The organism is Parvibaculum sp. (assembly GCF_030694575.1).
GTDB lineage: Bacteria > Pseudomonadota > Alphaproteobacteria > Parvibaculales > Parvibaculaceae > Parvibaculum.
Genome location: NZ_JAUYUS010000128.1, coordinates 1 through 18,299, shown reverse-complemented (window position 1 = coordinate 18,299; position 18,299 = coordinate 1). Strand labels below are relative to the sequence as shown.

The window sequence follows — 18,299 nt, the reverse complement described above, 5'->3', positions numbered from 1 at the left end:
GACCGACCATGTGCTCGTGACCATCGAAGACGGTGTCCAGATCGTCACCATGAACCGCCCGGACAAGAAGAACGCGCTGACGGCGGAGATGTACAAGGTACTGGCCGACGCGATCGAGACGGCGGATGCCGATCCGAAGATCCGCGTCACGCTCTATACCGGCTCCGGCGGCTCCTTCACGGCCGGCAACGATCTCGGCGACTTCGCCAAGGCCGGCACGACGCCCGTGGACCAGCAGCCGAAGGAAAAGCCGCATGTGACGCGCTTCCTTGAGAACCTCGCCAATGCCGAAAAGCCGATCGTCGCTGCGGTGAACGGGCTCGCGGTCGGCGTCGGCGTCACCATGCTGCTTCACTGCGATCTCGTTTACGCGAGCGCGAGCGCGACCTTCCAGATGCCCTTCGTCAATCTCGGCCTCGTGCCGGAAGCAGGCTCGACCTTCCTCCTGCAGCGCCAGATCGGCATTCAGAAAGCGGCCGATCTTTTCCTCACCGGCAAGAAGCTCGGTGCGGAGAAGGCCGAAGCCATCGGCCTCGTCGCGGATGTCTTTCCCGACAACGAGTTGCCCATCGAGGCGCTGGCCCGCGCCAAGGCGCTGGCCGCCAAGGCGCCCAATGCGGTGCGTGCGACCAAGGCGCTGCTGAAGGACAATGACCGTCCGCGCGTCGGCGAGGCACGCGAGGCGGAAGCCCGCGTCTTCGGCGCGCAGTTGCGTTCGGACGAGGTGAAGGAAGCGATCAGCGCCTTCTTCGAGAAGCGGGCGCCGGATTTCTCGAAGCTGGGCTAGGTCAGTAGGCGAGAGGCCTTGCGCCCATGGCAAGACGGCGGCCCCAGAGGCGGGCCTGACCGGACTGGCCGAAGGTGAGCGGACGCCGGGCCGAAAGCGGGTTCGCACCGGCATGAGGCTGCGGGTCGCCAACCTGAATGGCGCCCAGCCGGCGTTCGGCCGGGTGAAGCGTTCCCTCCCGGTCCTCGATCAGCAGCGGCAAATGCAGCACGCGGCCCCAGGAGCGCCACCGTGCAGCCGCATCCACCCCATCTTCGCCAGCATAAAGGATCAGATTCCGGCTCGCGTTGCCGTTGTGGCTCAATTCCACCAAGACAAAGAATTTCGTTGCCCTCTTGTCACAAGGGACGACACGCAGGGCGACTCCCTCATAGGCTGAGACTGGCTCCGACCATTCGAAACGGCCGAGGATCGGTGAACTGTCGTTTACCGCGATCACGTTGCTATGGATTTCGGCAAAGCGAATAAAGCCGAAAAGCCGTCCCCAGAGGGTGGTTGCCTTCACGGCAATTTCCTGGGGCAGGTTGAAGGGGTCGGCGTCCAGCTCATCGCCGCGCCATATCCGCTTCTGCCGTTTCCGGCCTTCCATTACCTGCTCAGACGTCAAGACCGGCTCCCATTGCGCGTCCGCCCTTTTTTGGGCGATCTCCGGGGGAGCTTAGGCATGGAAGGGTTGGCGGCCTGTTAACGGGTTCGCCCGATCTGACACATAATTTCCCGCCCTCCCCGCGGCTTTGGCGCTTGGGCCGGGGGCCCTCTTTGCGGCATGCTCGCCCGCGCAACCGCCCAGGAAAGCCAGCTCAGCCAATGTCCTACGCCTCCCTCCGCGAATTCCTCTCGATGCTCGATGCCAGCGGCGACCTCGCCCGGGTGAAGGAGCCCGTTTCGACCGTTCTGGAGATGACCGAAATCCAGACCCGGCTGCTGGCCGAGCAGGGGCCCGCGGTCCTTTTCGAGCAGGCTCAAATGGCCGATGGCCGCCCCTCGCCCATGCCGGTGCTGGTCAATCTCTTCGGTACGGTCGAGCGGGTCGCGCGCGGCGTGACGATGGGCGGCATCGAGCGCCGCCATGCAAAGGACCTCCGCGAGGTCGGCGAGGCGCTCGCCTTCCTGCGCCAGCCGGAGCCGCCGGGGGACCTCCGCGAGGCCGTCTCCATGCTGCCGCTGCTGCGGACCGTCATGGCCATGAAGCCGAAGACGCTCTCCTCCGCCCCTTGCCAGGAGGTGGTGCTGAAGGGGAGCGACATCAATCTCCACGACCTGCCCGTCCAGACCTGCTGGCCGGGCGAGCCCGCGCCGCTCATCACCTGGCCGCTCGTCGTCACCAAAGGGCCGAAGGGCACGAAGGAAGACGATTTCAATCTCGGCATCTACCGGATGCAGGTGCTCGGCCGCGACAAGACGATCATGCGCTGGCTGGCGCATCGTGGCGGCGCGCAGCATCACGCGCGCTGGAAGAAGGAGAAGCGCGAGCCGCTCCCCGTTGCCTGCGTCATCGGTGCCGATCCCGGCACCATCCTGGCCGCCGTCACGCCCGTTCCCGACACGCTCTCGGAATACCAGTTCGCGGGCCTCCTGCGCGGCCGGAAGGTCGAGCTTGTGGATTGCAAGACGGTGCCGCTGAAGGTGCCGGCCGAAGCCGAAATCGTCATCGAGGGCCATGTCTCGCTCGACGACTACGAAGACGAAGGCCCTTACGGCGACCACACCGGCTACTACAACTCGGTCGAGAAGTTCCCGATCTTCACCGTCTCCGCGATCACCATGCGGAAGGACCCGATCTATCTCTCGACCTTCACCGGCCGGCCGCCGGACGAGCCTTCCGTGCTCGGCGAGGCACTGAACGAGGTCTTCATTCCGCTGCTGCAGCAGCAGTTTCCGGAGATCGTGGATTTCTGGCTGCCGCCGGAAGGCTGCTCCTACCGCATCGCCGTCATCTCGATGAAGAAGGCCTATCCCGGTCATGCCAAGCGCGTGATGATGGGCGCGTGGTCCTATCTGCGGCAGTTCATGTATACGAAATGGATCATCGTGGTGGACGACGACATCAATGCGCGCGACTGGAAGGACGTCATGTGGGCGATCAGCACACGGATGGACCCGGTGCGCGACGTGACGCTGGTCGAGCACACGCCGATCGACTATCTCGATTTCGCCTCGCCGGAGAGCGGCCTCGGCGGCAAGATCGGCCTCGACGCGACGAACAAATGGCCGCCGGAGACGAAGCGCGAATGGGGCCGCCAGATCCGCATGGATCAGGATGTCATCGACACGGTCACGAACAAGTGGTCGAAGCTCGGCCTGCCGGGCACGGGCAAGCCGATCTGGAAATGAACGCCGCATGACCGCGCGAGCCGATATCCGTCCCTTCCAACCTTCCGATCTCGATGCGCTTTATGCCATCGCGCTCGCGACCGGCGATGCCGGCCAGGATGCGAGCGCGCTTTACGAAGACCCGCAACTGGTCGGTCATATCTATGCCGCACCTTACGCGCTGCTGGAGCCGCAATGCGCCTTCGTCGTGGAAGACGAGCAAGGTGTCGGCGGATACATCGTCGGCACGGCCGATACGCGCCGCTTCGAAGCACGGCTCGAAGCCGAATGGTGGCCGAAGTTGCGGGAACGCTACCCGGCGCCCGAATCCAAAACGCCCACCGCATGGACTGCCGACGAGCAGCGTGCGTGGCTCATCCACAATCCTTTTGTTACCCCGGAACGCATCGTCGCCTCCTACCCGGCGCATCTCCACATCAACCTTCTGCCGCGTCTGCAGGGCCGCGAACTCGGGCGGCGGGCGATCCGCCGCTTCCTCGGCGCGGTCGGCGAAGCCGGCGCGCGCGGCATCCATCTCGGCTGCAGCATGGCAAACACCCGCGCGCTTCGCTTCTACGACGCCTATGGCTTCACGGAGATCGAACGCTCCGAAAAATTCGGCACTGTATGGATGGGCTTCATCGTACCGGATGCCGGGAGCGATGCCCCATGATCCCCGTCACAGACGCGCTGTCCATCGACGACGATGAAATCTCCATCACCTATATCCGCGCGGGCGGGCCGGGCGGGCAGAATGTCAACAAGGTGTCGAGCGCCGCGCAGCTTCGTTTCGATGTTCGCAATTCGCCCTCGCTCAACGGCCGCATCAAGGAGAGGCTGGAGCGCATCGCGGGCGCGCGGCTCACCAAGGACGGCGTCATCGTCATCACGGCCAATCGCTTCCGCACGCAGGAAGCAAACCGCCGCGATGCGGTGGACCGTCTGGTCGAGATGATCGCCGCCGCCGCGCATCAGCCGAAATTCCGTGTGCCGACGAAACCGAGCCGCGCCGCGAAGCAAAAGCGCGTCGAGGAGAAGGTGAAGCGCGGCACGACGAAGAAGTTGCGCAGCGTGCGTCCCAACGACGACTGAAATCAGTTCGCCAGAGCCTCCCTCAGCGGTTTTGCCTGCGTCTCGTCGAAGGCGACGAGGACGATCCGCTTCGGAAACTCATGTCTCCCCGCATGGTCGCGGCAGGCTGCCACCGCAACCTTCGCCGCCTCGTCCGCCGGATAGCCGAAAATGCCGGTCGAGATGGCGGGAAAGGCAATCGTCTCCAGCCTCCTTTTCGCCGCCAATGCCAGCGCGTTCCGGTAGCAGCCCGCGAGCAGCGCCGCCTCGCCCTCGCCCCCGCCATGCCAGACCGGGCCCACCGCATGGACGATCCACTTTGCGGGCAGGTTGTAGCCGCCCGTCACCCGCGCCTCGCCGGTCGGGCAGCCGCCAAGGGCGCGGCATTCCTCCGGCAGTCCCGGCCCTGCCGCGCGGAAGATCGCACCGCAAACGCCGCCGCCGGGCGCCAGCCGCTCATTCGCTGCGTTCACAATGGCGTCCACGCCGAGCTTCGTGATGTCGCCGACCTCGACCTCGATGACGGTTCCTTCGGGTGTCATGGCGTTTTTCCCGTGCTAGCGTCTCCCCGTACCAAGCGAATCATGCCCCGGCGCGGCCGACAAGGGCGCCACAAGCCTCAAAACGCGTGACACATCCCCGGAGGAAGCCATGACATTCTATTCCGCGTCGCTCGCCATTGTCGGCGTCTATGCCGGCCTCAACATCCTCATCAATCTTTTCCTCGCCTACCGCGTCTCCGCGAACCGCATTCGCTCCAATGTGATGACCGGCACGGCCAACGACGAGAAACTCTACAACGCGAGCCGCGCTCATATCGTGAACGTGGAATACACGCCCATCGCGCTGGTGGGCCTCGTTGTCCTTCACCTGCTCGCCGCCTCGATCTATGTCCTTCACATCGTCGGCCTCGCGCTCACCATCGGCCGCGTGCTCCACGCCATCGGCGTTTCGCGTACCGGCGAGTCCACGCCGCCGCGCCTGGTCGGCACGCTTCTGACGTGGATTGCGCTGCTGGTCGCCGGCATCGGCTGCCTGTGGTATGCGCTCGTCTGAAATCAACCGTCTCAGGGGACCTTTTCTTTCATGACCTCTTCCGCCGCCGCCCAAACGTCCGAAACGACGCTCGACATTGCCGCCATGCTGGTCGACCGCGCGCGGAAGGCGGGGGCGGAGGCGGCGGAAGCGGTCGTGCTCGAAGGAACGTCGCTCGGCGTCTCGTGGCGGCTCGGGCACCTTGAGGATGTCGAGCGGTCCGAAGGCCGCGATGTTGGCCTGCGCGTCTTCATGGGCAAGCGGCAGGCGACGGTCTCCTCGACCGATATTTCCGAGGCCGCCCTCGGGCCGATGATCGAGCGCGTAGTCGCCATGGCGCGCGTCGCGCCGGAAGACCCTTATTGCGGCCTCGCCGATGCCTCGCTTCTCGCGCGCGACTGGCCGGACCTCGATATCGAGGACAAATCGGCACCGCCCAGCGCCGAACAGCTTGCCGCGCTGGCGGCCGAAGCGGAAGAAGCCGCCCTCGCCGTCAAGGGCGTCACCAATTCCAGCGGCGCGGGCGCCGGCTGGGGCCGTTCCGGCGTCGCGCTCGTCACCAGCGCGGGCTTTGCCGGCTCCTATGCGGGCACGTCCTGCTCCGTCTCCTGCTCGGTGCTGGCGGGCGAGGGCACCGCGATGGAGCGCGATTACGATCATGCGAGCGCGCGCCACCGCGCCGATCTCGACAGCGCCGCGAAGATCGGCCGTCTGGCGGGCGAGAAAGCCGTGCGCCGCCTCAACCCGCGCAAGGTGAAGTCGCAATCCGTGCCGGTGATCTACGATCCGCGCGTCTCGGGCGGCCTTGTCGGCCATTTCGCCGGCGCGATTTCCGGCGGCGCGATCGCGCGCGGCACCAGCTTTCTCAAGAACGAAATGGGCAAGCAGGTCTTTTCCAGGGAAATTTCCGTCGTCGACGATCCGCACATGAAGCGCGGCCTGCGTTCCAAGCCGTTCGACGGAGAGGGTGTGAGAAACCGTCGCACGCCGTTGATCGAGGCGGGGATGCTGACCACATGGCTGCTCGATACGGCGACCGCGCGCCAGCTCGGCCTCACGACGACGGGCCATGCCGCGCGCGGCACCGGCGGGCCGCCCTCGCCCTCCACGACCAATCTCTACATGGAAGCGGGCTGCCTTTCCGTCGCCGAACTCATTGCCGGCATCAGGCAGGGGCTCTATGTCACCGAGATGATCGGCATGGGCGTCAACGGCGTGACGGGCGACTACAGCCGCGGCGCGTCCGGCTTCTGGATCGAGAACGGCGAGCTCGCCTATCCGGTAAGCGAAATCACCATCGCGGGAAATCTCAAGGACATGTTCCTCAATATGACACCGGCGGACGATCTCGAGTTCAAGCACGGCACCAATGCGCCCACAGTTCGCGTCGAGGGCATGACCGTTGCCGGAACCTGAGGCGCGTACCGCCGATTTCACATTGCTGAAGGACGTCGTGCGGGAAGCGGGTGCGCTTGCCATGCGCTACTATCAGACCGACCTCAAGAAATGGTCGAAGGCGCATGACGACACGCCCGTCACCGAGGCCGACATCGCGGTGAACGATCTTCTCCGCTCGCGGCTCATGGGCGCGCGGCCGGATTACGGCTGGCTGTCGGAAGAGACCGAGGACGACGCCTCGCGCCTCGCCCGTCCCTTCGTCTGGGTGGTGGACCCGATCGACGGCACCCGCGCCTTCGCCAAGGGCAAGCCGCATTTCGCGATTTGCGCCGCGCTCGTCACCGAAGGGCGGCCCGTCCTCGCCGCGCTCTTCAATCCCGCCACCGACGAGTTCTTCGAGGCCAGCGAGGGCGGCGGCGCCAGGCTCAACGGCGCGCCCATCCGGGTCAGCGACTGCCGGGAGGTCGAAGGCTGCCGGATGATCGCCTTCGCGCCGATGTTCAAGCATCCGGCATGGCAGGAAGCCTGGCCCGACATGGACGTATCGGACCGCAATTCCGTCGCCTACCGCATCGCCCTCGTCGCCAGCGGGCAGGCCGACGCCACGCTTGCCCTCAACGGCAAGAGCGACTGGGATCTTGCCGCGGCCGACCTCATCCTGCATGAGGCGGGCGGGCGCATGACCACGCATGACGGCACCGCCCTTCTCTACAACCGGCCGACAACCCGCCACCCGAGCCTCCTCGCCGCCGGGCCCGCCCTCTACGAGGCCCTGCTTGCCAGGGTCGGCGCGGTCAAACTTCCGGGCTAGACGTCGCCGCCGGGGCGAATCGCGTGTTAGGATTCGGTCCGGCATTCCCCACCGCCACCTGTCCGGAGTCCCCCATGACGAAGCAGCTTCTCCATCTGGTATTCGGCGGCGAGCTCACCCATCTGGAAAGTCACGACTTCAAGGACACGGACAAGCTCGACATCGTGGGCATCTTCCCGAGCTATGCCGACGCCCACAGGGCCTGGAAGGCGGCGGCGCAGCGCACCGTCGACAACGCGCATATGCGATATTTCATCGTCCATCTGCACCGGTTGATGGACCCGGAGGACGAGGGGGAGCATGAGCACTGAAACCACAAGGCGCGCACCCGCCGCCGGTCCCAGCCCCCTCGTCTCGCTCGGCTGCCTGTTCATCTTTCTGGGTATCGTATTCGTCACCGCTGCGGCGGGCGGTTCGGTGACGGCCACCAGCGTCGGCGGCTGGTATGGCGGCCTCGCCAAACCCTTCCTCACGCCCGCCCCATGGGTCTTTCCCGTGGTCTGGAATTTTCTCTATTTCATGATGGCGATCGCAGCATGGCTGGTCTGGCGCGCCGCCGGTAGCTTCGACAAGGCAGGCTTCGCGCTTTCGCTCTTCGGCATTCAGCTTTCGCTCAACCTCGCCTGGAGCATCGTCTTTTTCGGGCTCAAGAGCCCCGTTCTCGGCGTCGCCGTCATCCTGGTGCTGGATGTCGCCATCGCCGGGACGATCTGGGCCTTTCTCCATGCGAGCCGGCTTGCGGCGCTGCTCATGCTGCCTTATCTCGCCTGGACGCTCTTCGCCACCTACCTGACCGTCGCCATCGCGCTACTGAACGCTTGATAAAGGCAAAAATGCCAATTAGATGAGGCGTTTACCATTTGCTGCCTTTATGGCGGCACGGTGCGGCCCGTGATATTGTCCGCGCGACCGCGGATGCCCCGGACCCCACAGAGACAGGCCAGAATGCCGAGCGAGAAGACCGACCCCAGACCCGGCCCCGACAGCCCCGGCAATCGTCCCGATTCCGTGCCCAATCCGCTGTCCGAGCGGCCGCCCGAACTCACCACCGGCGAGGTCGTGGGCCGCATGGCGCGGGAATACCTCAAGCCGCATTGGCGCCTCGCCGTCAGCGCCCTCCTGGCCAGCGTGATCGTGGCGGGCGCCACCGGCGTCCTGCCGCTCCTCATCAAGCATGCGCTCGACAATATCGTCGGCTCGGATGCCTGGATGCTGATGCTGGTCGCCGCCGGCGCAATCGCGGCAACCGGCGTTCAGGCCATCGCCACCTATGTCTCCAAGGTGAACATGAGCACGATCGGCATGCGCATCGTCGCGACGATCCAGGAGCGCATGTTCGGCCGCATCATGCATGCCGATCTTGCCTGGGTCGGCGGCACGCATTCCGGCCGGTTCATCTCGAGCCTTCTCAACGACGCCTCGCGCGTCCGCGACTCCATCACCACCTCGGTCATCGACCTCGGGCAGAACCTGCTGACGGTGATCGCCCTCATCGGCGCCATGTTCTATCTCAACTGGCAGCTCGCGCTGATGGGATCGGCGGTCATTCCCTTCATCGCGATCCTCGTGCGCCAGCTCGGCCGGCGGTCGCGCAAGGCGGCACGGCGCGGCATGGAGGGATCGGGCAATCTCGTCGCCGTGATCTCGGAAGCCCTCAGCGGCATCCGCGTGGTGAAAGCCTACGATCAGGAAGAAACCGAAATCCGGCGCACCAGCCGCGCGGTCTACGAGGTCATGGAACAAGGCCTCCGCGCGATGCGGAGCCGCTCCATGGCGAGCCCCGTCACCGGCACGCTGTCGGGCATCGGCATCGCCGCCGTCATCTATTTCGGCGGCCGCAGCGTGCAGACGGGCTTCCTCACCATCGGCGACCTCGGCGGCTTTCTCTCCGCCATGATGCTCGCCTACGAACCGTTGAAGAAGCTCGCCAACACGCAGACGCTGATGCAGGAAGGCGTCGCCGCCGCGATCCGCATCTTCCCCATCCTCGACATAACGCCGACCATCGCTTCCCCCGCAGACGCGAAGACGCTGAAAGTCACCGACGGCGCCATCCGTTTCGAGAATGTCCATTTCCATTACGGCGACGGCACGCCCGCGCTCAACGGCGTCTCCATCGACGTGCCGAAGGGGCATACGGTCGCGCTGGTCGGACCGTCCGGCGCGGGCAAGAGCACGATCCTCAATCTCGTGCCCCGCTTCTACGATCCGACATCGGGCCGGGTCACCGTCGACGGGCAGGACATCCGCGAGGTGACGCTCGGCTCGCTGCGCGCGGCAAGTTCGCTCGTCACGCAGGAGCCGTTCCTCTTCGACGACACGATCAGGGCGAACATCGCCTATGGCTCGCCCGAGGCGAGCGATGCCGAGATCGAGGCAGCGGCCCGCAACGCCGCCGCGCATGAATTCATCGCCGCGCTGCCGAAGGGCTACGACACGACGGTCGGCGAGGCCGGGTTCAAACTGTCGGGCGGCCAGCGCCAGCGCATCGCCATCGCGCGCGCCATGCTGAAGAATGCCGCGATCCTGCTGCTCGACGAAGCGACCTCGGCGCTCGACACCGCCTCCGAACTCCAGGTTCAGAACGCACTCTCGAAGCTCATGCAGGGCCGCACCACGCTCGTCATCGCGCACCGGCTCTCCACCATCAAGCATGCACACAACATCTATGTGATCGACGACGGCCGTGTCGTCGAACAAGGCAATCACGACGCGCTCGTGGCGCAGGGCGGCCTCTACGCGGAATTGTCGCGTTCCCAGTTTATCGAGGAGCCGACGGCCGGAAGCGTCGCCTCGGCCAAGACGCCTCAAGCAGCGGTCGCGGGAGAATAGGATCCGATGTCCGCCGGCAAGAAGATAACCAGAAGCGAGACCTTCCAGACCTTCGTCGCCTGGCTGATCTCGATCTTCATCCGCATCGTCCGCCGCACCGGCCGCTTCGAGGTGCGCCGGGGCGACATTGCCGCGCGCTTCTGGTCCGACGACAAGCCCTTCGTTGCGACGAGCTGGCACGGCCAGAACATGATCCTGCCCTGCTTCTGGCACAACTGGCGCGAGGTGCGTGTCCTCGTCTCGAAGCATGGCGATGGCGAGATCGTCGCCAACACCATGCGCTTCCTCGGCGTCGGTACGATCCGCGGCGCCGGCGTGCCCAAGGGCGAGGAGCGGGCCTACAAGCAGAAGGGCAAGGGCGGCGCGGGCGCGTTGCGCGCCATGGTGCGCGCGCTCGGCGAGAATATTTCGGTCGCGCTCACGGCGGACCTGCCGCCCGGCCCGGCCCGCCGCGCGGGCGAGGGCATCGTCATGCTGGCGCGTCTTTCCGGGCGGCCCATCGTGCCCGTCGCGGCCACCACCCGCGCGCGCATCAGGCTCAACAACTGGGACAGCTTCACGATCAACCTGCCGTTCTCGAAGGGCGCCGTCGTCTGGGGCGAACCGATCTATGTCGCCCGCGATGCCGATGACGACGAGATCGAAGCGGCCCGGCAACTCGTCGAGAGCGGGCTCAACGCCGTCGCGGCGGAAGCCGAACGCATGGTCGGCCGCGCGCCGCTGCAGCGGGACGAGGGAGCGGTGGCGCATTGAGCCGCCGTTCTCCCATATGAAGGCCAATCCGCACTCGCCCGCCCTCATCGCCTACAAGGCGATGACATATGCGCTCGCGCCCGCCGTGCCCTGGTTCCTCGCCCGCCGCAAGGCCCGCGGCAAGGAAGACGCCGGGCGGATCGCCGAGCGTCTCGGGGTCGCGTCACGCGCGCGGCCTTCCGGTCCCCTCGTCTGGCTTCACGCGGCGAGCATCGGCGAATCCCTTTCCATTCTTCCGTTGACGGAGCGCCTCATCGCCGCCGTGCCCGGCCTCCATGTGCTGGTGACGACGGGCACGATCACATCGGCAAAGCTGATGGCGGCGCGGCTGCCCACGGGCGCCTTCCACCAGTTCGTGCCGCTCGACCATCCCGGCTATTGCGCGCGCTTTCTGGATTTCTGGCGGCCCGGCCTCGCGGTCTGGGTCGAATCCGAATTCTGGCCCAACCTCATCGTCCTCGCGCATGAGCGGAATATTCCGCTGGCGCTCGTCAACGCCCGCATCACCGAGCGTTCGTGGCGAAGCTGGATGCGTGCGCCGCGTTTCATCGCCAACCTGCTGTCGCGCTTCACCCTGCTGATGGCGCAGGATCGTGCGAGCGCCGAACGTCTTCGCAGCCTCGGCGCGATCCATGTGGAGGAGCCCGGCAATCTGAAGCACGACGCGGCGCCGCTCGAACACGATGCGGAAGCTCTCGCCCGTTTGCGTGCCGAGGTCGGCGGACGCCCGCTCTGGCTTGCAAGCAACACGCATGAAGGCGAGGAGCGCGCGGCGGCGGAAGCGCATCTCGCGCTCGCGGCGGCGCATCCCGGCCTCCTGACGGTGATCGTGCCGCGTCATCCCGCGCGCGGGCCCGCCATCGCCGCCGAACTTGCGGCGATGGGCCTCGCCGTCGCATGCCGTTCGGCAGGCGACAGCATCGCGCCCGAGACGCAGGTCTATCTCGGCGACACGCTGGGCGAGATGGGTCTCTTCTACAATCTCGCCGGCATCGCCTTCATCGGCGGCACGCTGGACGAGACCGGCGGCCACAACCCCTTCGAGGCGGCGCGGCTCGATTGCGCCCTGGTTACCGGTCCCTGCGACTTCAATTTCGCGGAAGCCTATGCGGCCTTCGAGGCGGGCGGCGCGATGATCCGCATTGCCGGGCCCGCGGACCTTCCCGCCGCGATCGGCCGTCTTCTCGCCGGAGAGACGGAGCGAAAGCGCCTCTCTCTCGCCGCGAGGGAAATCGCCTGCGCCGACAGCGGCGCCACGGACCGCACGCTCGATGCGCTGCTGCGGCTCCTGCCTCGCGGCATCGAAAGGAGCACCGGCCATGCGTGAACCGGGCTTCTGGTATCCCGCGCGCCGCAACGGCGCCCCGCTCGCCGCGCGGCTGCTCGCGCCCGCCGGCTATCTCTACGGTCTCGCCGGCCGGCTGCGGCGCGGCTTCGTCACGCCCGAACGCGGCGCGGTGCCTGTCATCTGCATCGGCAACCTCACGGCGGGCGGCGCGGGCAAGACGCCGGTCGCGCTCACCATGGCGGAGCGGCTGATCGCGAAAGGCGAGAAGGTTCATTTCCTCACGCGCGGTTATGGCGGCCGCGAACTCGGTCCGATCCGCGTCGATCCGTTGCGTCACGGCGCCGTCGATGTCGGCGACGAGCCGCTGTTGCTCGCGGCCGCCGCGCCGGCCTGGGTAGCGGCCAACCGGCCCGAGGGCGCAGCGGCGGCGGTGCGCGGCGGCGCGGGCCTCATCGTCATGGATGACGGCTTCCAGAATCCGAGCCTCGTGAAGGATTTTTCCATTCTCGTCGTCGACGCCGCAACCGGCCTCGGCAATGGCCGCCTCATTCCGGCGGGTCCCCTGCGCGAGCGGATGGACGACGCGCTTGCCCGCACCAACGCCCTCATCCTCACGGGCCGCGGCCACGCGGGCGACGGCATCGCGGCGCGCGCCCGTGCGCGCGGTATCCCCGTTTTCAATTCGATCGTGCGTCCCGCCGTGGCACCGGATTTCGGCGACGGTCCCCTCATCGCCTTCGCGGGCATCGGGCGGCCGGAAAAATTCTACCGGACGTTGCGCGAGCTTGGCGCCGAACTCACCGAGACGGTTTCCTTCCCCGATCACCACATGTTCAGCGAAAGCGATGCGCTCCGGCTGCTGGTGCGCGCGCGCGAGCTTGGGGCGCGGCTCGTCACCACCGAGAAGGACGCCGCGCGTCTCACCCATGCCCCGGTCGCGAGCGCCCGCTGGCGGCTCAACGAGGCGGCGATCCGCCTTCCCGTCCGCGCGCTGATCGACGGCATCGACAACCTGATGGTTCTCGTCAACGACGCGGTCATACGCGCGCGGCGGCGCTGAAGCTGCTATAAGCCTGCAACACGAACAAGACGAAACGCGCCGGACCGCATGGCCCTGAAAACCAAGATCGTCCACCTGCTCGAATATGCCGGCCTCAAGGCGTCGCTCGCCTTTTTCGGCGCGTTCGGTCTCGACCGCGCTTCCGCCGTGGGCGGATGGCTTGGCCGCACCGTCGGTCCCCTGTTCGGCGTCACCGGCAGGGCGCGCAGGAATATCGCGCTTGCCATGCCGGAGCTGTCTCCGTCGGAAATCGAGAACATCGTCACCGGCATGTGGGACAATCTCGGCCGCACCATCGCCGAATATGCGCATCTGGAGCGTTTCGCCCTGCCGGAGGAGCGGCACCGCATCGAAGTCGTCGATGCGGGCGCGTTGCGATCGGTTGCGGCATCGGGCGGCGGCGGCGTCTTCGTTTCCGGCCATTTCGCGAACTGGGAGCTTCTTCCCGTCGTCATGCGGCTCGAGAACATGGAGGGCGGCGAGGTCTACCGCCACGCCAACAACCCCTTCGTCAACGAGTGGATGGTTTCCCTGCGGGAGAGCATCACGGGCGGCGCCACGCAAATTCCGAAAGGCAGCGTGGGCGCGCGCCTCATCGTCCGCCTGATGCAGGAAAACAAGTTCGTCGCGATGCTGGCGGACCAGAAGATGAACGACGGCGTGGAGGCGCGGCTGTTCGGCCTGCGCGCGATGACGGCCACCGCGCCGGCGGGCCTTGCCGTGCGCTACAATGTGCCCGTCGTACCCGCCTGCATCGAACGCCTCGGGGGCGCGCATTTCCGGGTCACGGTCTACAACCCGATCACCGCGCGGGCGGGCGCGGAGCCCTTCGAGGAAGTGCTGCGCATCACGCAAGAGCTGAACGATTTTCTGGAGGCGCGCATCCGCGAGCGTCCGCAGGATTGGCTCTGGCTGCACAACAGGTGGCCGGCAGGCGCGACGCGGAACGCCTAGTTGCCGCCGCTCGCCGCGATCGCTTCTTCCATCGGTCCGACCAGCAATTGCGGATCGAGCCAGGCGCCCCGCCAGTACAGTCCCCAATGAAGATGCGGCCCCGTCGCGCGGCCCGTGCCGCCGACCGCGCCGAGCACGTCGCCCTGCGCAACGCGCTGGCCCGCTTTCACGTCGATGCGGCTCATATGCATCATCAGGCTCGTTACGCCCTGCCCGTGATCGAGGAAGATGAGCCCGCCCTCGAAATACATTTCCTCCGAGGCGAGCGTCACGATGCCCGCCGCCGGGGCGCGGATCGGCGTTCCCGTCGGCGCCGCGACATCGACGCCGTAGTGAGGGCGGCGCGGCTCGCCATTGTAATAGCGTTGCGACCCGAAGACGCCGGAGATCGGTCCCGTCGCCGGCCAGATGAATTCCCCGGTGAAGTCGGTGCCCGCCGCGCGTGTCTTGCGCGCCTCGTCTTTCAGCGCCGTGCTGCGCGCGATCTGCGCCATGGCTTCCGGCGGCGGCGAGACGAATTTCTGCGGCACGCCTTCGACGCGCTGGATCTGCCACTCGCGCGCCTTGACCGCGAGCAGCCGCTCCACGGTCGAGCCGTCGGCATAAGTCACGTTGAGTTTCGCTTGGGCCCCGTGATCGCGGTCGAAACCGAAGGCGAAGGTGCCCGCTTCATCGACATCGAGCGCCATGCCGTCGAGCGTCGCCTTTGCGCCCGGTGCCGCCTGCCCGACGACAAGCCCGCCCTGCTCCATCCGCCCGCGCAGGTCGAGCGGCGTATCGGCGAGAGCCGGCATGGCGACTGGAAAGGAGGCCATGAAAAGAAGACCGAGGAGAAACGCCCCGGCGCGCCTCATTCGGCGCTCTTCCTTTCGACCACGCGCTTCAGCGAAGCTTCCGGGGTCGCATAGGCTTCCTGCAGGTCGACGCTCCAGTAGCGCAGCTCGTCGAGCGGGATGCGCGCGCCCGTCACGGCGCAGAGCACATAGCTGCCCGCGCGCACGACATGGAATTCACCGTCGCCATAAACGAGTTCGGCCTGGCCGCCGCCTATTTTATCTATTCTGTTCATCCGTAAATCCTCATCCGCGCACCATAGCGCGGCAGATCGTTCCAATCAAAGCAGGCTGCCTTGGCCGCCTTCGGTCTTTTTCGGCGGCGCCTTTCGCGGCGTCACGGTTCCGCCGGGGGCGACCACCGCGTCCAGCCGGTCGTCGGCGAATTCGATCTCGAGCCGCGCGCCCGCCGCCTGTCCCGCCGCGGCGCGGATCGGCTTGCCCGCCTCGTCGCGCACCACCGCGTAGCCGCGTTTCAGCACGCCATGATAGGAGTAGCTTTCCAGCAGCTTCGCGCAGCCGTCGAGCGAGCGGGCAAGGTCGGCGACCCGGCGCCGTTCCGCCCGCGTCAGCCGTTCCAGCAGTTGCGGCAGCGCCTTGCGCTCATTCGTTATCCGCAGCCTTATCGGCCGCTCGGACAGCCGTCCCTCCACGCGGCTCAACCGCGCACGCTTCACCTCCGCCGCGCGTGTCAGCGCGCGCGCCAGCCGGTCCGATGCCGTGTCGAAGCGCTGGCGCGGCAGGGCGATCAGGTCCTGCAGTTTCGGCAGGCCCCGCGCGAGCCCGCGCAACTGGGTGCGGTAGCCCTCGATCACGCGCGTCTCGCAGCGCATCAGCCGCGTGCCCTTGTCCCGCACATCGGCGATCAGTTCCGCCCGCACCGGCACCGCCATTTCGGCGGCGGCCGTCGGCGTCGGCGCGCGGCGGTCGGAGGCGAAGTCGATCAGCGTCGTGTCGGTCTCGTGGCCGACGGCCGAAATCAGCGGGATCGCGCTTTCCGCCGCCGCCCGCACCACGATCTCCTCGTTGAACGACCAGAGGTCCTCGATCGAGCCGCCGCCCCGCGCGACGATCAGCAAATCGGGCCTCGGAATGCGCCCGCCCTTCTCCATCGCATTGAAGCCGCGAATCGCGGCGGCGACCTCGCCCGCGCTCGTCTCGCCCTGCACGCGCACCGGCCAGACGACGACGTGGCGCGGGAAGCGGTCCTGCAACCGGTGGAGAATGTCGCGGATGACCGCGCCCGTCGGGCTCGTCACCACGCCGATCACCTCGGGGAGAAACGGCAGCGGGCGCTTCCGCTCCGCGGCGAACAATCCTTCCGCCGCCAGCTTCTTCCGCCGCTCCTCCAGCAGCGCCATCAGCGCGCCCACGCCGGCGGGCTCCAGATGCTCGATCACGATCTGGTATTTGGAGCTGCCCGGATAGGTCGTGAGCTTCCCCGTCGCGATCACCTCCATGCCCTCTTCGGGCTTGAAGCGGAGCTTGCCGAAATTCCCTTTCCAGATCACGGCGTCCATCCGCGCCTTGTCGTCCTTCAGGCCGAAATAGCAATGGCCGGAGGAATGCGGCCCCCGATATCCCGTAATCTCGCCGCGCACGCGGACATGGCCGAAGGTCTCCTCCACGGTCCGTTTCAGGGCGAAGGAAATCTCGCTGACCGAGAATTCATGGGCGTTGTTGGCGGCGGGATTTGCGGTTTCCGAAGGGGACATAAAGGGGCTTTCAGGTCGGCGGGCGGTAAGGTTTGCCCTGTGTGACCCCCATGTTACAAGGGAACCCCTTCGCGCCCCACCCCCAAGGGGGGCCGGAGCCGCTTTACCTCAAGGGACACGGGCCAAGCCATGAATATCCTCGTTATCGGCTCGGGCGGCCGGGAGCATGCGCTGTGCTGGGCGATCCGGAAAAGCCCCCTCTGCGACGTGCTTTACTGCGCACCCGGCAATGGCGGCATCGCGGCCGTCGCCGACTGCGTGCCCCTGTCGCCCAATGATTTCGACGCCATCGTCGCCTTCGTCCGCGAGAAAAAAATCGGCTTCGTCGTGGTCGGGCCGGAGGATCCGCTGGTGAACGGCCTGGTCGACCGGCTCGACGCCGAGGGAATCGGGAGCTTCGGCCCCTCCGCCGCCGCCGCGCAGCTCGAGGGCTCCAAGGGCTTCACCAAGGACCTCTGCGCCGAATACGGCATCCCGACCGCCGCCTATGGCCGCTTTTCGGACGCCGCCGCCGCCCGCTCCTTCATCGCGGAAAAAGGCGCGCCCATCGTCGTCAAGGCGGACGGCCTCGCCGCCGGCAAGGGCGTCACCGTCGCCATGACGGAAGCGGAGGCCGTCGCCGCCGTGGACGAGATTTTCTCCGGCCGATTCGGCGCCGCGGGTGCCGAAGTCGTGGTCGAGGAATTCCTCGAAGGCGAAGAGGCGAGCTTCTTCGCGCTTTGCGACGGCGATTATGTGCTGGCGCTCGCGACCGCGCAGGATCACAAGCGCGTCTTCGACAATGACGAGGGCCCGAATACCGGCGGCATGGGGGCCTATTCGCCCGCCCCCGTCATGACGCCCGCTTTGTCCGCCCGCGCGATGAAGGACATCGTCGAGCCGACCGTCGCTGCCATGCGCGCGCGCGGCACGCCCTTCAAGGGCGTTCTTTATGCCGGCCTCATGATCACGAAGGACGGCCCCAAGCTCATCGAATACAATGCCCGCTTCGGCGATCCGGAAACACAGGTGCTGATGATGCGCCTCGCCTCCGACGTGCTGCCACTCCTCATCGCCAGCCATGACGGCACGCTCGCCGATGCCGAATGCCACTGGAAGGACGAAGTCGCGCTCACCGTCGTCATGGCGGCGGAGGGCTATCCGGGCGACTATAAAAAGAACACCGAGATAAATGGCCTCGCGGAAGCGGGCGCGGAAGCAGGCGTCGAGATTTTCCATGCCGGCACGAAGGCCGAGGGTGGGAAAATCTACGCCACCGGCGGCCGCGTGCTGAACGTCACCGCGACCGGCGCCACCACGGCCGAAGCACAGGCCCGCGCCTACCGCGCCGTCGCGAAAATCGACTGGCCGCAAGGCTTCTGCCGCAAGGACATCGGCTACCGCGCCATCGAGCGCGAAAAGCAGAATGCGTGAGGATGATTTCGAGATGACGATGGAGGCGCATCAGCC

Annotated in this window: 20 protein-coding genes; 15 read left to right on the top strand and 5 right to left on the bottom strand. The window is 66.8% G+C overall.

Annotated elements, in window-relative coordinates:
- A partial coding sequence (locus Q8S60_RS18060) for an enoyl-CoA hydratase (protein ID WP_371134396.1) occupies nucleotides 1-787 on the top strand: 787 nt, incomplete at its 5' end.
- Between the two features lies 1 nt (nucleotide 788).
- Here the strand turns inward: Q8S60_RS18060 and Q8S60_RS18055 are convergent.
- Nucleotides 789-1,394 (bottom strand): DUF6101 family protein, encoded by a 606-nt coding sequence (locus Q8S60_RS18055; RefSeq protein ID WP_305276119.1) that lies wholly within the window; start codon nucleotides 1,392-1,394, stop codon nucleotides 789-791.
- Between the two features lie 200 nt (nucleotides 1,395-1,594).
- Between Q8S60_RS18055 and Q8S60_RS18050 the strand changes: the two genes are divergently transcribed.
- From Q8S60_RS18050 to arfB, 3 genes are read left to right on the top strand one after another with little or no spacing between them, the layout of a single operon-like run.
- Nucleotides 1,595-3,121 carry a UbiD family decarboxylase gene (locus Q8S60_RS18050; protein ID WP_305668763.1) on the top strand — a complete coding sequence of 509 codons (1,527 nt, stop codon included), beginning with the start codon at nucleotides 1,595-1,597 and terminating at the stop codon, nucleotides 3,119-3,121.
- 7 nt (nucleotides 3,122-3,128) lie between these two features.
- A complete protein-coding gene (locus tag Q8S60_RS18045) occupies nucleotides 3,129-3,773 on the top strand; it encodes a GNAT family N-acetyltransferase (protein ID WP_305276115.1) in 645 nt (214 codons plus the stop codon).
- The gene (gene arfB, locus Q8S60_RS18040; RefSeq protein WP_305276113.1) at nucleotides 3,770-4,192 is read left to right on the top strand and encodes an alternative ribosome rescue aminoacyl-tRNA hydrolase ArfB; all 423 of its coding nucleotides are present in this window, start codon (nucleotides 3,770-3,772) and stop codon (nucleotides 4,190-4,192) included. The genes Q8S60_RS18045 and arfB overlap by 4 nt, the downstream gene beginning before the upstream one ends.
- A gap of 2 nt (nucleotides 4,193-4,194) precedes the next feature.
- Here arfB and Q8S60_RS18035 read toward each other — a convergent pair whose 3' ends face one another.
- Nucleotides 4,195-4,713 (bottom strand): macro domain-containing protein, encoded by a 519-nt coding sequence (locus Q8S60_RS18035; protein WP_305276112.1) that lies wholly within the window; start codon nucleotides 4,711-4,713, stop codon nucleotides 4,195-4,197.
- Nucleotides 4,714-4,822: 109 nt separating this feature from the next.
- Between Q8S60_RS18035 and Q8S60_RS18030 the strand changes: the two genes are divergently transcribed.
- The 10 genes from Q8S60_RS18030 (at nucleotide 4,823) to Q8S60_RS17985 (ending at nucleotide 14,302) form a co-directional block, all read left to right on the top strand.
- A complete protein-coding gene (locus Q8S60_RS18030) occupies nucleotides 4,823-5,227 on the top strand; it encodes an MAPEG family protein (RefSeq protein ID WP_305276111.1) in 405 nt (134 codons plus the stop codon).
- 30 nt (nucleotides 5,228-5,257) lie between these two features.
- On the top strand, nucleotides 5,258-6,622 hold the full coding sequence (locus Q8S60_RS18025) for a TldD/PmbA family protein (protein ID WP_305276110.1): 1,365 nt from the start codon (nucleotides 5,258-5,260) through the stop codon (nucleotides 6,620-6,622).
- A complete protein-coding gene (locus Q8S60_RS18020; protein ID WP_305276109.1) occupies nucleotides 6,609-7,415 on the top strand; it encodes a 3'(2'),5'-bisphosphate nucleotidase CysQ in 807 nt (268 codons plus the stop codon). Before Q8S60_RS18025 ends, Q8S60_RS18020 begins: the two co-directional genes overlap by 14 nt.
- A gap of 74 nt (nucleotides 7,416-7,489) precedes the next feature.
- Nucleotides 7,490-7,726: a DUF4170 domain-containing protein gene (locus Q8S60_RS18015; RefSeq protein ID WP_305276108.1), complete on the top strand. Its 237-nt coding sequence runs from the start codon at nucleotides 7,490-7,492 to the stop codon at nucleotides 7,724-7,726.
- The gene (locus Q8S60_RS18010; protein ID WP_305668762.1) at nucleotides 7,716-8,237 is read left to right on the top strand and encodes a TspO/MBR family protein; all 522 of its coding nucleotides are present in this window, start codon (nucleotides 7,716-7,718) and stop codon (nucleotides 8,235-8,237) included. Before Q8S60_RS18015 ends, Q8S60_RS18010 begins: the two co-directional genes overlap by 11 nt.
- A gap of 123 nt (nucleotides 8,238-8,360) precedes the next feature.
- Nucleotides 8,361-10,247 carry an ABC transporter ATP-binding protein gene (locus Q8S60_RS18005; protein WP_305276106.1) on the top strand — a complete coding sequence of 629 codons (1,887 nt, stop codon included), beginning with the start codon at nucleotides 8,361-8,363 and terminating at the stop codon, nucleotides 10,245-10,247.
- Nucleotides 10,248-10,253: 6 nt separating this feature from the next.
- Complete coding sequence (locus Q8S60_RS18000) at nucleotides 10,254-11,000, top strand: lysophospholipid acyltransferase family protein (protein WP_305276105.1); 747 nt, start codon at nucleotides 10,254-10,256, stop codon at nucleotides 10,998-11,000.
- Between the two features lie 16 nt (nucleotides 11,001-11,016).
- Nucleotides 11,017-12,327, top strand: coding sequence for a 3-deoxy-D-manno-octulosonic acid transferase (locus Q8S60_RS17995; protein WP_305276104.1), 1,311 nt, complete (start codon nucleotides 11,017-11,019; stop codon nucleotides 12,325-12,327).
- Nucleotides 12,320-13,348: a tetraacyldisaccharide 4'-kinase gene (lpxK, locus tag Q8S60_RS17990; protein ID WP_305668761.1), complete on the top strand. Its 1,029-nt coding sequence runs from the start codon at nucleotides 12,320-12,322 to the stop codon at nucleotides 13,346-13,348. Before Q8S60_RS17995 ends, lpxK begins: the two co-directional genes overlap by 8 nt.
- Before the next feature lie 48 nt (nucleotides 13,349-13,396).
- Entirely contained in the window at nucleotides 13,397-14,302 is a 906-nt protein-coding gene (locus Q8S60_RS17985; RefSeq protein WP_305668760.1) for a lysophospholipid acyltransferase family protein, read from the top strand.
- Here the strand turns inward: Q8S60_RS17985 and Q8S60_RS17980 are convergent.
- Genes Q8S60_RS17980 through xseA form a run of 3 tightly spaced genes read right to left on the bottom strand, consistent with a single transcriptional unit; the run spans nucleotide 14,299 to nucleotide 16,850 of the window.
- On the bottom strand, nucleotides 14,299-15,156 hold the full coding sequence (locus Q8S60_RS17980; protein ID WP_305668759.1) for a M23 family metallopeptidase: 858 nt from the start codon (nucleotides 15,154-15,156) through the stop codon (nucleotides 14,299-14,301). The two genes, Q8S60_RS17985 and Q8S60_RS17980, sit on opposite strands and share 4 nt — an antisense overlap.
- Complete coding sequence (locus Q8S60_RS17975; protein WP_305276097.1) at nucleotides 15,153-15,371, bottom strand: DUF2093 domain-containing protein; 219 nt, start codon at nucleotides 15,369-15,371, stop codon at nucleotides 15,153-15,155. Before Q8S60_RS17975 ends, Q8S60_RS17980 begins: the two co-directional genes overlap by 4 nt.
- A gap of 45 nt (nucleotides 15,372-15,416) precedes the next feature.
- Nucleotides 15,417-16,850: an exodeoxyribonuclease VII large subunit gene (gene xseA, locus Q8S60_RS17970; RefSeq protein WP_305276096.1), complete on the bottom strand. Its 1,434-nt coding sequence runs from the start codon at nucleotides 16,848-16,850 to the stop codon at nucleotides 15,417-15,419.
- A 129-nt stretch (nucleotides 16,851-16,979) separates the two neighbouring features.
- Here xseA and purD point away from each other — a divergent pair, with 129 nt between their 5' ends.
- Nucleotides 16,980-18,263 (top strand): phosphoribosylamine--glycine ligase, encoded by a 1,284-nt coding sequence (purD, locus tag Q8S60_RS17965; protein WP_305276095.1) that lies wholly within the window; start codon nucleotides 16,980-16,982, stop codon nucleotides 18,261-18,263.
- The last annotated feature ends 36 nt before the right edge of the window (nucleotides 18,264-18,299 follow it).

Bases quoted from the DNA above. Each gene is read 5' to 3' on its own strand.
- Q8S60_RS18050 (WP_305668763.1), top strand. From the start codon at position 1,595: ATGTCCTACGCCTCCCTCCGCGAATTCCTCTCGATGCTCGATGCCAGC.
- Q8S60_RS18045 (WP_305276115.1), top strand. From the start codon at position 3,129: ATGACCGCGCGAGCCGATATCCGTCCCTTCCAACCTTCCGATCTCGAT.
- arfB (WP_305276113.1), top strand. From the start codon at position 3,770: ATGATCCCCGTCACAGACGCGCTGTCCATCGACGACGATGAAATCTCC.
- Q8S60_RS18035 (WP_305276112.1), bottom strand. From the start codon at position 4,713: ATGACACCCGAAGGAACCGTCATCGAGGTCGAGGTCGGCGACATCACG.
- Q8S60_RS18030 (WP_305276111.1), top strand. From the start codon at position 4,823: ATGACATTCTATTCCGCGTCGCTCGCCATTGTCGGCGTCTATGCCGGC.
- Q8S60_RS18025 (WP_305276110.1), top strand. From the start codon at position 5,258: ATGACCTCTTCCGCCGCCGCCCAAACGTCCGAAACGACGCTCGACATT.
- Q8S60_RS18015 (WP_305276108.1), top strand. From the start codon at position 7,490: ATGACGAAGCAGCTTCTCCATCTGGTATTCGGCGGCGAGCTCACCCAT.
- Q8S60_RS18010 (WP_305668762.1), top strand. From the start codon at position 7,716: ATGAGCACTGAAACCACAAGGCGCGCACCCGCCGCCGGTCCCAGCCCC.
- Q8S60_RS18005 (WP_305276106.1), top strand. From the start codon at position 8,361: ATGCCGAGCGAGAAGACCGACCCCAGACCCGGCCCCGACAGCCCCGGC.
- Q8S60_RS18000 (WP_305276105.1), top strand. From the start codon at position 10,254: ATGTCCGCCGGCAAGAAGATAACCAGAAGCGAGACCTTCCAGACCTTC.
- Q8S60_RS17995 (WP_305276104.1), top strand. From the start codon at position 11,017: ATGAAGGCCAATCCGCACTCGCCCGCCCTCATCGCCTACAAGGCGATG.
- lpxK (WP_305668761.1), top strand. From the start codon at position 12,320: ATGCGTGAACCGGGCTTCTGGTATCCCGCGCGCCGCAACGGCGCCCCG.
- Q8S60_RS17985 (WP_305668760.1), top strand. From the start codon at position 13,397: ATGGCCCTGAAAACCAAGATCGTCCACCTGCTCGAATATGCCGGCCTC.
- Q8S60_RS17980 (WP_305668759.1), bottom strand. From the start codon at position 15,156: ATGAGGCGCGCCGGGGCGTTTCTCCTCGGTCTTCTTTTCATGGCCTCC.
- Q8S60_RS17975 (WP_305276097.1), bottom strand. From the start codon at position 15,371: ATGAACAGAATAGATAAAATAGGCGGCGGCCAGGCCGAACTCGTTTAT.
- xseA (WP_305276096.1), bottom strand. From the start codon at position 16,850: ATGTCCCCTTCGGAAACCGCAAATCCCGCCGCCAACAACGCCCATGAA.
- purD (WP_305276095.1), top strand. From the start codon at position 16,980: ATGAATATCCTCGTTATCGGCTCGGGCGGCCGGGAGCATGCGCTGTGC.